The organism is Roseovarius mucosus DSM 17069 (assembly GCF_000768555.3).
Taxonomy (GTDB): Bacteria; Pseudomonadota; Alphaproteobacteria; order Rhodobacterales; family Rhodobacteraceae; genus Roseovarius; species Roseovarius mucosus.
Genome location: NZ_KN293980.1, coordinates 249342 through 261988, shown reverse-complemented (window position 1 = coordinate 261988; position 12647 = coordinate 249342). Strand labels below are relative to the sequence as shown.

The window sequence follows — 12647 nt, the reverse complement described above, 5'->3', positions numbered from 1 at the left end:
TCACAACCCTTGATCAGTCGCGTCAAGTCTCACGTGCTATTTGGCGAAACAGCCTCTTGAATTATCCCACACCAAATAGAAACGGCCCCGGGTTTCCCCGAGGCCGTTCCCATCAGATCAGATCGCTTATGCGAGCTGGAGGTTCGACGCGCTCTCACGGCCGTCACGGCCGGATTCGATGTCGAAGGTCACTTTCTGATTGTCGGCGAGGCCGGTCAGGCCTGCGCGCTCAACAGCGCTGATGTGGACGAAAACGTCCTTGCCGCCATTGTCGGGCGCGATAAAGCCGAAGCCTTTGGTGGAATTGAACCATTTCACGGTGCCGTTGGCCATCGTGATGTCTCCTCTGGTAGTGCTGCCCGCGGGAATGCGGCAGTCGCGGCGTGGTCGGTCTGGATCGAGATACTGACAGCCGGTTTAGAGGAGCAGATGATCGAAATAGAATAACGTTAGCCCCTTGCACATGGGGGAGTTTGCCAAATTTTACAAGGGGAAAACCAAAAATACCGTGGATTCACTAAAATCAGGCGGTTTTACGCCCTCAACTCCAAGAATAATTGAAGCTGACACTGATGCGGTCATCCTCGGACATGTTCATCGGCACCTCATGGCGCAGCCATGATTCCCACAAGAGGACATCGCCCACCACCGGCTTGGCGTAAATGAACGTGCGCAATTCCTGCCGCGCGTCCTTGCGCCGCACCGGAGAGGCCATCATGCGCGCCGATCGCGGGTCTTCCAGCTTGAGCGCGCTTGTGCCATCGGGCATCGCTACATAGGTCGTACCGGAAATCACTGAATGTGGGTGGATATGGCTCGCGTGCATCCCGCCTTCGGGCAGGATGTTGATCCATATGTCCTCAAGCTTCAATTCCTTGCCATCCAGATCAAACTCGAGATCTTTGGCAAAGGCCGCGACATGGGCGTCCAGCACCTTGACCAGATCGGCAAAAATCGGAAACCGCCACGGAAGGTCGCTGAGCGAGGCATAAGAGGTGTAGCCGGGATAGCCATTCTCGTCGCACCATTCCTGTCCCGCCTCGTCATCCTCGGCGATGGAATAGCAGGACGCCTCCAATTCCTTGGCATCAATCGCGGGTGCGTGCTCGCTCAGGGCGGCACGATAGAGGCGGGTCACGAAGAGGGAATCGATATTGGGCATGGCCCGCTCTTAGCGTGGTGCCAAGCAAGTGGCAAAGAAAAACCCCCGCGCGAGCTCTCGCACGGGGGTGATTCGTAGCATGGGTGTTACCCCATGGTCCTTACCAGTCTTCGCGGACCACGACGCGCGTCTTGATCGGCAGTTTCATCGCCGCCAGACGCAGCGCCTCAAAGGCGATCTCTTCGCTAACACCGTCGATCTCGAACATGACCCGGCCCGGCTTGACCTTGCAGGCCCAGTAATCGACCGAACCCTTACCTTTACCCATCCGAACCTCGGTGGGCTTGGAGGAGACCGGCACATCCGGGAAAATCCGGATCCAGACACGGCCCTGACGTTTCATGTGACGCGTCATGGCACGACGAGCGGCCTCGATCTGACGCGCGGTGATACGCTCGGGCTGAGTGGCCTTGAGACCGAAAGTGCCAAAGTTGAGATCAGAGCCGCCCTTGGCTTCGCCCTTGATCCGGCCCTTGAACTGCTTGCGGAATTTGGTGCGCTTTGGTTGAAGCATCTTTCATTCCTCCTTAACGGCGGCCGCCGGCGCCACGGGGCGCGGGACCATCCTGGAGTTCCTGGGCCTTGCGGTCACGGGCACCGGGATCGTGCTCCATGATTTCACCCTTGAAGATCCAGACCTTGATACCAATGATCCCGTAGGCCGTGGTGGCCTCGACGGGCGCATAGTCGATGTCCGCACGCAGCGTGTGCAGCGGCACCCGGCCTTCGCGATACCACTCGGTCCGCGCAATCTCGGCACCGCCAAGACGGCCAGAGACGTTGACCCGGATCCCAAGCGCACCCATGCGCATCGCGTTCTGCACGGCACGCTTCATGGCGCGACGGAAGGACACACGACGCTCAAGCTGCTGTGCGATGCTCTCACCCACAAGGGCTGCATCCAGCTCGGGCTTGCGCACTTCGACGATATTGAGGTGCAATTCGCTTGCGGTCATTGCCGCCAGCTTCTTGCGCAGACCCTCGATGTCGGCGCCTTTCTTGCCGATGATCACGCCGGGACGTGCAGTGTGGATCGTGACGCGGCACTTCTTGTGCGGACGCTCGATGATCACACGGCTGATGCCGGCCTGCTTGCACTCTTCGCCGATGAACTTGCGCATCGCAAGATCCTCGAGCAGCAGATTGCCATAGTCCTTTGTGTCGGCATACCAGCGGCTGTCCCAGGTGCGGTTCACCTGCAGGCGCATGCCAATCGGATTGACTTTGTTACCCATTAGGCTTGCTCCTCAATTTCACGCACCTTGATTGTCAGCTCCGAGAACGGCTTTTTCAGCGCGCCGAAGCGACCACGGGCACGCGGACGGCCACGCTTCATCACAAGGTTCTTGCCGACATAGGCCTCTGCCACGATCAGACCATCCACATCGAGATTGTGGTTGTTCTCGGCATTGGCAATCGCGGACTGAAGACACTTCTTGACATCCTGCGCAATGCGCTTGTTCGAGAAGGTCAGATCGGTCAACGCCTTGTCAACCTTCTTGCCGCGGATCATCGCAGCAACGAGGTTCAGCTTTTGCGGGCTGGTACGAAGCATGCGCAACTTGGCCATCGCTTCGTTGTCTGCCACGCGGCGGGGGTTCTTTTCCTTGCCCATGACTTACTTCCGCTTCGCTTTTTTGTCTGCGGCATGACCGTAATAGGTCCGGGTCGGCGAATATTCACCGAACTTTTGACCAATCATGTCTTCGCTGACGTTGACAGGGATATGCTTGTGGCCGTTGTAGACGCCGAACGTGAGACCCACGAACTGCGGCAGGATCGTCGAACGACGCGACCAGATCTTGATGACTTCATTACGCCCCGACTCGCGCGCTGCCTCTGCCTTTTTCAAGACATAGGCATCGACAAAGGGGCCTTTCCATACAGAACGTGCCATGTGTTAGCGGCCCTTCTTCTTGGCGTGACGCGAGCGCACGATGAGATCCTGCGACGCCTTGTTCTTGTTGCGGGTGCGCGCGCCTTTGGTGGGCTTGCCCCAAGGCGTAACCGGGTGGCGACCACCCGAGGTCCGGCCCTCACCACCACCATGGGGGTGGTCGATCGGGTTCATAACCACACCACGCACAGACGGGCGGATGCCTTTGTGACGCATACGGCCCGCTTTGCCGTAATTCTGGTTCGAGTTGTCTGGGTTGCTGACAGCCCCAACAGTGGCCATGCATTCCTGGCGCACCAGACGCAGTTCGCCCGAGCTCAGACGGATCTGAGCATAGCCACCGTCGCGGCCCACGAATTGCGCATAGGTGCCAGCGGCGCGTGCAATCTGCCCGCCCTTGCCAGCCTTGAGCTCGATGTTGTGAATGATCGTACCGATGGGCATGCCCGAGAACGGCATCGCGTTACCCGGCTTGATGTCGGCCTTGGCCGAGGCGACCACCTTGTCACCAATCGCCAGACGCTGCGGTGCCAGGATATAGGCCTGCTCGCCATCTTCGTATTTGATCAGCGCGATAAATGCGGTGCGGTTCGGGTCATATTCGATCCGTTCCACGGTTGCCGAAATATCGAATTTCGTCCGCTTGAAATCGACGATGCGATAGAGGCGTTTCGCCCCGCCGCCTTTGCGACGCATCGTGATCCGTCCGGTATTGTTCCGGCCGCCATTCTTGGTCAAACCCTCGGTGAGGGATTTGACCGGACGTCCTTTCCACAGCTCCGAACGGTCGATCAGCACCAGCCCACGCTGGCCCGGCGTCGTCGGCTTATACGACTTGAGTGCCATGCTTTCTGTCTTCCGTTTGCTTACGGCGGGATGCCCCGCCTATGTTATAGCCCCCCGAGGGTGGCCAAGGTATGAGGCCCCGTAGGTCCCCGGTTAGAGTTGCCCTTGCGAACAACAGCGAAGCCCCGGACGAATCCGGGGCCTTGCGGATGGGGTCTGATAAGGGAGGTCACCTGCGCGGTCAAGGGGTTTGCCCAAGATTTAAAGGGCCGCGGCGGTGTCTGCATGGCGCTGTGCGTTGGCCACAGCCCCACACCCGTGCACTCGGGTTTTTACGCCGTCGCCTTGCGCAGCAGAACACGGCGCGCTTTAGGCGGCGCGGCCATGTCAGACAACGCACCAAACTCTTCCAGCTTTTGTGCCTGTGCGGCTGATGTGCTCCGGCGCAAGTCGAAAATCGCCGCGCCGCCGGGCCGCAACACCTTGTCAAGAAACGGCAGATACGGATCCACCGGATAGTGAAACCCACAAGAGAGAAAGCTTACAGTCAAATCTACAGGCTTGGACGCCTCGACCGGCTTCTTGGATGGGTTCAATGTTTCGATCATGCTCGACTTGATCCCATTCGAGACGAGCAAACGCTTGGCCCGGCTGAGCGAGGAATAGGCCGCACCCTCTAGATTGAACCCGAAATGCCGGTGCGTGTTCTCCTCGATATCAATCAAAAGCACCTGACACCCAAGATCCTGCGCGGCAAAGAGATCAAAGAACCCATAACCACAGCCAATATCAGCCAGCCGTTTGAGGTTCAGATCCTGCAACAATCCCTTGATAGCCTTGTATTCGGCGTGAATGACCCCGGCGGCCCGGCGCGCGATGGTCTCCCCCATCTCGTCCACCACGGCCTGGATCGGCGCATCTTCGCCCTCTTGCCACGCCTTGATAACGCGCCCCGACTTCGGACGGTCAAACATCACTTCGGAGCGCTGCAAGATCAGGTTAACAAGGTCGCCACGATCAAAGCATGTGAGATCGAGTGACGCGATCCGATCCTCCTCGGCCTCGGCGGCAATGTCGATTTCAAGCTGCATACTGTTTTCACATTCCAAACGTCGTTGTCAGGGTAATTACCATTGCCCTGTTCCATAGCAAAGGCGCGTGTCACCAAAGAAGAACCCCGACCACCTCTCGGCAGTCGGGGTTCTTATTTCAATCCATAGAGTGGGGAAAGCCCCACCACGATCAGAGACCCGTGGTCACGTCGATCGTGTTGCCCTCGGCGAGGGTCACATAGGCTTTCTTGACGTCATTCCGACGGCCAAGCTGACCCCGGAAGCGCTTTTGCTTGCCCTTGGTGATCGTGGTGTTCACAGCCGTCACCTTAACCCCAAAGAGCGCCTCAACGGCCTCTTTGATGGCAGGTTTGTTGGCATCCATATGGACCTCGAACACCACAGCCCCATTTTCCGAGACCATAGTGGCCTTTTCGGTGATGATCGGCTTGCGGATCACATCGTAATGTTCAGGTTTCGCGCTCATTTCAGACGAGCCTCCAGTGCTTCGACACCCGCCTTGGTGATCACGAGCGTGTCACGCTTGAGGATGTCATAGACATTTGCGCCGACCGACGGCAGCACATCGAGACCCTCGATATTGGCCGCGGCACGGGCGAATTCTGCATTCACCTGTGCGCCGTCGATGACCAGCGCGCGCTTCCAGCCGAGGTTCTTGACCTGCTTGGCCAATTCCGCCGTCTTGCCATTCGACGACGCCTCGTCGAGGATCACAAGCGCGCCTGCCTTGGCCTTGGCCGAGAGCGCGTGCTTGAGACCAAGCGCGCGGACCTTCTTGGGCAGGTCATGCGCATGGCTGCGGGGTGTCGGACCCTTGTAGATACCACCGTGACGGAAGATCGGCGCATTCTTGTCACCGTGGCGTGCGCCGCCGGTGCCCTTCTGGCGATAGATCTTCTTGGTGGAATAGCTGGTTTCCGACCGGGTCTTGACCTTGTGCGTGCCAGCCTGCGCCTTGTTGCGCTGCCAGCGGACGACGCGGTGCAGGATGTCCGCACGGGGATCGAGGCCGAAGATGTCTTCGCCCAGATCGACCGAGCCGGCCGTCCCGCCGTCCAGTTTGATCACGTCGAGTTTCATTCTTCGCCTTCCTTCTTCTCGGCCTGAATGCTGGCCTCAGCCTCTTTCAGAGCAGCTTCCTCAGCGGCGGCAGCCTCTTCGGCCAGACGCTTGGCTTCAGCTTCTGCTTCAGCCGCAGCAGCAGCGGCCGCAGCCTCAGCAGCTTTGGCAGCTTCTTCCGCAGCAGAGCGCAGCGCGGCGGGCAGAATGGCGTTCTCGGGGAACGGCTTTTTCACCGCATCCTTGATCGTCACCCAACCACCTTTTGAGCCGGGAACAGCACCCTTGATCATGATCAGGCCGCGGTCCGCATCCGTCTTGACGACCTGAAGGTTTTGCGTGGTGACACGCACGGCCCCCATATGACCGGCCATTTTCTTGCCCTTGAACACCTTGCCCGGGTCCTGACACTGACCCGTCGAGCCGTGCGAACGGTGGCTGATCGACACACCGTGGCTGGCCCGCAGACCACCAAAGTTGTGCCGCTTCATCGCACCGGCAAAACCTTTACCGATCGAGGTGCCCGAGACATCCACGAACTGACCTTCAAAGTAATGGTCAGCAGTGATTTCCTCGCCCACGTTGATCATGGCCTCAGGCGCCACGCGGAATTCCGCGATCTTGCGCTTGGGCTCGACCTTGGCTGCGGCGAAGTGGCCACGCATGGCTTGCGTCGTGCGCTTGGCTTTGGCGGTGCCAGCCCCAAGTTGCACGGCCGTATAGCCGTCTTTCTCAGGGGTGCGCTGTGCCACCACCTGAAGTTTATCCAATTGAAGAACGGTCACAGGAACCTGTTTGCCGTCTTCGAGGAAAAGCCGGGTCATGCCGACTTTTTTCGCGATCACACCAGAGCGCAACATCTCTTGCTCTCCTTAAACCGAAATCTGCACGTCCACGCCTGCGGCGAGGTCGAGCTTCATCAGCGCGTCCACCGTCTGCGGCGTGGGATCGACGATGTCCAAGAGACGCTTATGCGTCCGAATCTCGAACTGGTCGCGGGATTTCTTGTTCACGTGCGGACCACGCAGAACCGTGAATTTCTCGATCTTGTTCGGCAGCGGGATCGGCCCACGCACCTGGGCACCCGTCCGTTTGGCGGTATTTACGATTTCCTGCGTGCTGGCATCCAGCACACGGTAATCAAACGCCTTGAGCCGAATGCGAATATTTTGGCTTTGCATTTGTCTTAGCCTTTCGCGGCATTGGAGTTGATAGGAGGAAGGCCGGACCACCCGGCCTCCCTCGTCGAACCCTTAAAGGTTGTTACTCGATGATCTTCGACACGACGCCGGCGCCGACGGTGCGGCCGCCTTCGCGGATGGCGAAACGCAGGCCGTCTTCCATGGCGATGGGCGCGATCAGCTCAACGGTGAACTTCAGGTTGTCGCCCGGCATCACCATTTCGGTGCCCTCGGGCAGCATCACCGTGCCGGTCACGTCCGTCGTGCGGAAGTAGAACTGCGGGCGGTAGTTGGCGAAGAACGGCGTGTGACGGCCACCTTCTTCCTTGGTCAGGATATAGGCCTCTGCCTCGAACTTGGTGTGCGGCTTGACCGAACCGGGCTTGCACAGCACCTGGCCGCGCTCGACGCCCTCACGGTCCACACCGCGCAAGAGCGCGCCGATGTTGTCGCCCGCTTCACCACGATCCAGCAGCTTGCGGAACATTTCCACACCGGTGCAGGTGGTGGTCTTGGTGTCGCGGATACCCACGATCTCGATGCTGTCGCCCACGTTGATCACGCCGCGCTCGACGCGACCGGTCACAACCGTGCCGCGGCCCGAGATCGAGAACACGTCTTCGATCGGCATCAGGAACGGCTGATCCACGGCGCGCGCCGGCGTCGGGATGTATTCGTCCACAGCCGCCATCAGCGCGCGGATCGAGTTCTCGCCAATCTCCGGGTCGGTCCCGTTCATCGCGGCCAGGGCCGAACCCTTGACGATCGGAATGTCGTCGCCGGGATAATCGTAGGAGGTCAGCAGCTCGCGGATCTCCATCTCGACCAGTTCCAGCAGTTCTTCGTCATCGACCTGGTCGACCTTGTTCATGTAGACGACCATGTAGGGGATGCCCACCTGACGGCCGAGCAGGATGTGCTCGCGGGTCTGCGGCATCGGGCCGTCAGCCGCGTTCACAACCAGAATCGCGCCGTCCATCTGCGCGGCACCGGTGATCATGTTCTTCACATAGTCGGCGTGGCCGGGGCAGTCGACGTGCGCGTAGTGGCGGTTCTCGGTCTCGTATTCCACATGCGCGGTCGAAATCGTGATCCCGCGCGCCTTCTCTTCAGGCGCCCCGTCGATCTGGTCATAGGCCCGGAACTCGCCGAAATACTTGGTGATCGCCGCCGTCAACGTCGTCTTGCCGTGGTCAACGTGACCGATCGTGCCGATGTTCACATGCGGCTTGTTACGTGCAAACTTTTCCTTTGCCATGGTTCTGGCTCCTTCTTGGGTCTAATGCGGTGCGCGGTGACGCACCCTACAGGGGGGGTAGGGTGGGCAGATTGCCCACCGCCGTTATGCGTATTTCTTCTGAATCTCTTCCGAGATGTTGTGCGGCACCGGCTCGTAATGCGAGAACTGCATCGTGAACTGGGCGCGTCCCGAAGACATCGAGCGCAGCGTATTGATATAGCCGAACATATTGGCAAGCGGTACGTTGGCGTTGATCGCGATGGCATTGCCGCGCTGCTCTTGGCCCGACACCTGACCGCGCCGCGACGTAAGATCGCCGATGACGTTGCCGGTATACTCTTCAGGCGTCACGACCTCGACCTTCATGATCGGCTCGAGCAGCTTGGCGCCCGCCTTCTTGAGGCCTTCACGCATGCCCATACGACCGGCAATCTCGAACGCCATGACCGAAGAGTCCACGTCATGGTATTTACCGTCGATCAGCGCCACTTTGAAGTCGATCACCGGGAAACCGGCGAGCGGGCCGCTGTCCATCACCGAGCGGATACCTTTTTCGACACCCGGGATATATTCCTTGGGCACGGCACCGCCGACGATCTTGCTCTCAAAGCTGAAGCCTTCGCCCGGCTCTGTCGGCGTGATGACCAGCTTGACCTCGGCGAACTGACCCGAACCACCCGACTGTTTCTTGTGGGTGTAGGTATGCTCGACCATGTGGCTGATGGTTTCGCGATACGCCACCTGCGGCGCACCGATGTTGGCCTCGACCTTGAACTCGCGACGCAGACGGTCAACCAGAATGTCGAGATGCAGTTCGCCCATGCCCTTCATGATGGTCTGACCGGACTCGAGGTCGGTTTCGACGCGGAAGGAAGGGTCCTCTGCTGCCAGACGGGCCAGACCCGCCGACATTTTCTCTTGGTCACCCTTCGTCTTGGGCTCGACCGCGATCTCGATCACGGGATCGGGGAAGGTCATGGTTTCGAGAACGACCGGCTTGGCCGGATCACAGAGCGTGTCGCCCGTGGTTGTCTCTTTGAGACCGGCCAAAGCGATGATGTCCCCAGCAAAGGCCTCTTCGATCTCTTCGCGGTTGATGGCGTGCATCATCATCATGCGGCCAACGCGCTCTTTTTTGCCTTTGGTGGCATTGAGCATCGCATCGCCCTTCTTCATCACGCCGGAATAGATGCGTGTGAAGGTCAGCGAGCCAACGAAGGGGTCGTTCATGATCTTGAACGCGAGCGCCGAGAAAGGCTCGGAATCATCGGCGTGACGCGCGATGTTCCGGGTCTCGGTCTCGTCATCCGGGCTAAAGCCCATGTACGGCGGCACGTCGAGCGGCGACGGCAAGAAGTCGATCACGGCGTTCAGAAGCGGCTGCACACCCTTGTTCTTGAAGGCAGAGCCAACCAGAACCGGCACGAAGCTGAGCGACAGCGTGCCCTTGCGGATCAGCGCGCGCAGGGTCTCTTCATCGGGCTCTTTGCCTTCGAGATAGCCTTCCATCGCGTCATCGTCCATTTCGACGGCGACTTCGATCAGGTTGGCGCGCCATTCGTCGGCCAGATCCTTGAGGTCGTCACGGATCGGCTGGCGAACCCAGGACGCGCCCAGATCTTCGCCCTTCCAGACCCACTCTTCCATCTTGATCAGGTCGATGATGCCTTCGAGTTGATCCTCGGCACCGATCGGCAAGGCGACGGGCGCCGGAATGGCCCCGGTGCGATCCTTGATCATCTTGACGCAGTTGAAGAAATCCGCGCCGATCTTGTCCATCTTGTTGACGAACACCAGACGCGGCACCTTGTAGCGGTCAGCCTGACGCCACACGGTTTCGGTCTGCGGCTCGACGCCGGCGTTCCCGTCCAGCAGACAGATCGCGCCATCGAGAACCGCCAGCGAACGCTCGACTTCAATGGTAAAGTCGACGTGGCCGGGGGTGTCGATGATGTTAAAGCGATACTTGGTATCCGAAATACCCTCGCTGCTCGGGTCTTCCTGGCGCTGCCAGAAAGTCGTGGTCGCAGCCGAAGTGATGGTGATACCGCGTTCCTGCTCCTGCTCCATCCAGTCCATTGTCGCGGCGCCGTCGTGAACTTCGCCGATCTTGTGGGACTTGCCGGTGTAAAACAGGATGCGCTCGGTCGTCGTGGTCTTGCCCGCATCGATGTGGGCCATGATCCCGAAGTTCCGGTAACGCTGGAGGGGATAGTCGCGTGCCATGATTCAAATGCCTCTGAGGTTTACCAGCGGTAATGGCTGAACGCTTTGTTCGCGTCTGCCATCTTGTGGGTGTCTTCGCGCTTCTTCACGGCCGAACCGCGGCTCTGGACCGCATCAAGCAGCTCACCTGCCAGACGCTCTTCCATCGTGTTCTCGTTCCGCGAGCGCGATGCGTTGATCAGCCAACGGATGGCAAGAGCTTCGCGGCGCTCGGGGCGCACTTCGACGGGCACCTGATAGGTGGCACCACCGACGCGGCGCGAACGCACTTCGACCGACGGCTTGATATTGTCGAGCGCTTCGTGGAACACTTCCACCGGCGCGCGCTTGATCTTGCCTTCGACGCGCTCGAGCGCGTTGTAGACGATCGTTTCAGCGACGGATTTCTTGCCGTCGATCATCAGGTTGTTCATGAACTTGGTCAGAACCCGATCGCCATACTTGGCATCGGGCAGGACTTCGCGTTTTTCTGCGGCGTGACGACGAGACATCTGTGGTTCCTCTTACTTCGGACGCTTCGCGCCATATTTCGAACGGCGCTGCTTACGATCCTTGACGCCTTGCGTATCGAGCACGCCGCGCAGGATGTGGTAACGCACACCGGGAAGGTCTTTTACACGGCCGCCACGGATCAGAACCACAGAGTGCTCCTGAAGGTTGTGGCTCTCGCCGGGGATGTAGCTGATGACCTCGAAGCCATTGGTCAGGCGCACCTTGGCAACCTTCCGCATGGCCGAGTTCGGCTTCTTCGGCGTCGTCGTGTAGACGCGCGTGCAAACGCCACGCTTCTGCGGGCAGCCCTGAAGATGCTGTGACTTGGTGGTTCTGACTTTCGGCTGCCGCGGCTTGCGGATCAGCTGTTGGATCGTTGGCATTCCGGTTATTTCCCCGTCTCTCAACACATGTGTCTGCACAAGGACCAGCCCCATGCGGTTAATCAAAAGCGAATCGCGCGTCCGCAATACGCAAAGACCGCAATCGCACCCTGCATTCTGGGTCCGACGCGGTGGGTTTCCAGAGGATCGGGGCGCATTCGCCCGGATCTTGACCACTACAGTTCTGATACAGGCGACGGGGCGACCCCCTCAGCCATGGATGGGGCGCGTATAGGGGGAGTCGCGGGGGTTGTCAACAGGTCCGGACTTGCGTTCACCACAGGCCAATGCCACAGTCGATACAAGCAGTCTAAGGCATGCAGGGCAGGATGGAAAATGCAAATTCGCAGGTGATCGGCCTGTGCCGGTTTTCCTATCCAGCCCTCGGTGGTTTTCAGGTCGAACATACCGAAACCGCAGAGCGCGAGGCTTATTTATACGCCCCCGAACGCATGAAGGAACGGTTTCGCCTGTTTGAGCAATTTACCCTCCCACCCCTGCGCGCTCAGACCGATCCGGATTTCATCCTTTTGGTGGTCATCGGCCCCAACATGCCCCGGCGCGATCACGCCCGCCTGATGGACAATCTCGTCTCCCTACCGCAGGCTCGCGTCCTGGTCCGCGAACCGGGGCGCCACCGCGATGTCATGCGCGAGGTGATCAATGCAGCCGTTCTGGACAGCGATCAACCCCCTTGCAATTCCGCATGGACGACGACGATGCGGTATCCGTCCATTTCGTGGAGCGTCTGCGCAAACTGGCCCATTCGGCGCGCGGCCTCTTGCGCAGCCACCGCCATGTCGCGATTGATTTCGTCAACGGCTTTGTCGCCACCCCAACGCCCGAAGGCATCCTGGCCTCGGCCACGTTTCAGCACATGTGGACACCTGCGCTCGCGCTCTCGGTTCGCCCCGGCGTGCGCCATACGATCATGAACTATTCCCACGCGCGCCTCTGGCAGAACATGCCCACACTCTCCTGGCCCCAGGAACCGATGTTCGTGCGCGGTCACAACGGCTACAATGACTCGCGACAAAAAGAGGGAGTGAGAATGCCCAAGCTCTCTCTGTTGGATACCGCAGGCGAGGCACTCTTTCGCGATCACTTTCAAATCGACGCGGACCGGGTCCGCGCCAGCTTTCGCTAGA

General features: G+C 59.6%; 16 protein-coding genes and 1 pseudogene. 1 reads left to right on the top strand and 16 read right to left on the bottom strand.

What is annotated here, in order from left to right; translation table 11 throughout:
• Positions 1–126: 126 nt before the first annotated feature.
• The 16 genes from ROSMUC_RS12355 to rpsL all read right to left on the bottom strand — a co-directional run bounded on the left by ROSMUC_RS12355 (position 127) and on the right by rpsL (position 11499).
• Entirely contained in the window at positions 127–333 is a 207-nt protein-coding gene (locus ROSMUC_RS12355) for a cold-shock protein (protein ID WP_008281878.1), read from the bottom strand.
• A gap of 208 nt (positions 334–541) precedes the next feature.
• On the bottom strand, positions 542–1162 hold the full coding sequence (locus tag ROSMUC_RS12350) for a 2OG-Fe(II) oxygenase family protein (protein WP_037273478.1): 621 nt from the start codon (positions 1160–1162) through the stop codon (positions 542–544).
• Between the two features lie 100 nt (positions 1163–1262).
• The gene (gene rplP / locus ROSMUC_RS12345) at positions 1263–1676 is read right to left on the bottom strand and encodes a 50S ribosomal protein L16 (protein ID WP_008281876.1); all 414 of its coding nucleotides are present in this window, start codon (positions 1674–1676) and stop codon (positions 1263–1265) included.
• Between the two features lie 13 nt (positions 1677–1689).
• On the bottom strand, positions 1690–2397 hold the full coding sequence (gene rpsC, locus ROSMUC_RS12340; RefSeq protein ID WP_008281875.1) for a 30S ribosomal protein S3: 708 nt from the start codon (positions 2395–2397) through the stop codon (positions 1690–1692).
• Positions 2397–2777 (bottom strand): 50S ribosomal protein L22, encoded by a 381-nt coding sequence (rplV, locus tag ROSMUC_RS12335; RefSeq protein ID WP_008281874.1) that lies wholly within the window; start codon positions 2775–2777, stop codon positions 2397–2399. Before rplV ends, rpsC begins: the two co-directional genes overlap by 1 nt.
• A gap of 3 nt (positions 2778–2780) precedes the next feature.
• Positions 2781–3059, bottom strand: a complete 279-nt coding sequence (gene rpsS, locus ROSMUC_RS12330) for a 30S ribosomal protein S19 (RefSeq protein WP_008281873.1) — start codon at positions 3057–3059, stop codon at positions 2781–2783.
• A gap of 3 nt (positions 3060–3062) precedes the next feature.
• A complete protein-coding gene (gene rplB / locus ROSMUC_RS12325; RefSeq protein WP_037273474.1) occupies positions 3063–3905 on the bottom strand; it encodes a 50S ribosomal protein L2 in 843 nt (280 codons plus the stop codon).
• A gap of 272 nt (positions 3906–4177) precedes the next feature.
• On the bottom strand, positions 4178–4936 hold the full coding sequence (locus ROSMUC_RS12320; RefSeq protein WP_037273471.1) for an SAM-dependent methyltransferase: 759 nt from the start codon (positions 4934–4936) through the stop codon (positions 4178–4180).
• Between the two features lie 151 nt (positions 4937–5087).
• Positions 5088–5384, bottom strand: coding sequence for a 50S ribosomal protein L23 (locus ROSMUC_RS12315; protein WP_008281870.1), 297 nt, complete (start codon positions 5382–5384; stop codon positions 5088–5090).
• The gene (rplD, locus tag ROSMUC_RS12310; RefSeq protein ID WP_037273467.1) at positions 5381–5998 is read right to left on the bottom strand and encodes a 50S ribosomal protein L4; all 618 of its coding nucleotides are present in this window, start codon (positions 5996–5998) and stop codon (positions 5381–5383) included. The genes ROSMUC_RS12315 and rplD overlap by 4 nt, the downstream gene beginning before the upstream one ends.
• A complete protein-coding gene (gene rplC, locus ROSMUC_RS12305) occupies positions 5995–6837 on the bottom strand; it encodes a 50S ribosomal protein L3 (RefSeq protein ID WP_037273465.1) in 843 nt (280 codons plus the stop codon). Before rplC ends, rplD begins: the two co-directional genes overlap by 4 nt.
• Positions 6838–6849: 12 nt before the next feature.
• On the bottom strand, positions 6850–7158 hold the full coding sequence (gene rpsJ, locus ROSMUC_RS12300) for a 30S ribosomal protein S10 (RefSeq protein ID WP_037273464.1): 309 nt from the start codon (positions 7156–7158) through the stop codon (positions 6850–6852).
• Positions 7159–7240: 82 nt separating this feature from the next.
• On the bottom strand, positions 7241–8416 hold the full coding sequence (gene tuf / locus ROSMUC_RS12295; protein WP_037273461.1) for an elongation factor Tu: 1176 nt from the start codon (positions 8414–8416) through the stop codon (positions 7241–7243).
• A gap of 84 nt (positions 8417–8500) precedes the next feature.
• Positions 8501–10624, bottom strand: a complete 2124-nt coding sequence (gene fusA / locus ROSMUC_RS12290) for an elongation factor G (RefSeq protein ID WP_037273459.1) — start codon at positions 10622–10624, stop codon at positions 8501–8503.
• 20 nt (positions 10625–10644) lie between these two features.
• Positions 10645–11115 (bottom strand): 30S ribosomal protein S7, encoded by a 471-nt coding sequence (gene rpsG, locus ROSMUC_RS12285; protein WP_008281864.1) that lies wholly within the window; start codon positions 11113–11115, stop codon positions 10645–10647.
• A gap of 12 nt (positions 11116–11127) precedes the next feature.
• On the bottom strand, positions 11128–11499 hold the full coding sequence (gene rpsL, locus ROSMUC_RS12280; protein ID WP_008281863.1) for a 30S ribosomal protein S12: 372 nt from the start codon (positions 11497–11499) through the stop codon (positions 11128–11130).
• A gap of 317 nt (positions 11500–11816) precedes the next feature.
• Between rpsL and ROSMUC_RS21745 the strand changes: the two are divergent.
• A pseudogene (locus ROSMUC_RS21745) lies at positions 11817–12646 on the top strand (putative rhamnosyl transferase).
• The last annotated feature ends 1 nt before the right edge of the window (position 12647 follow it).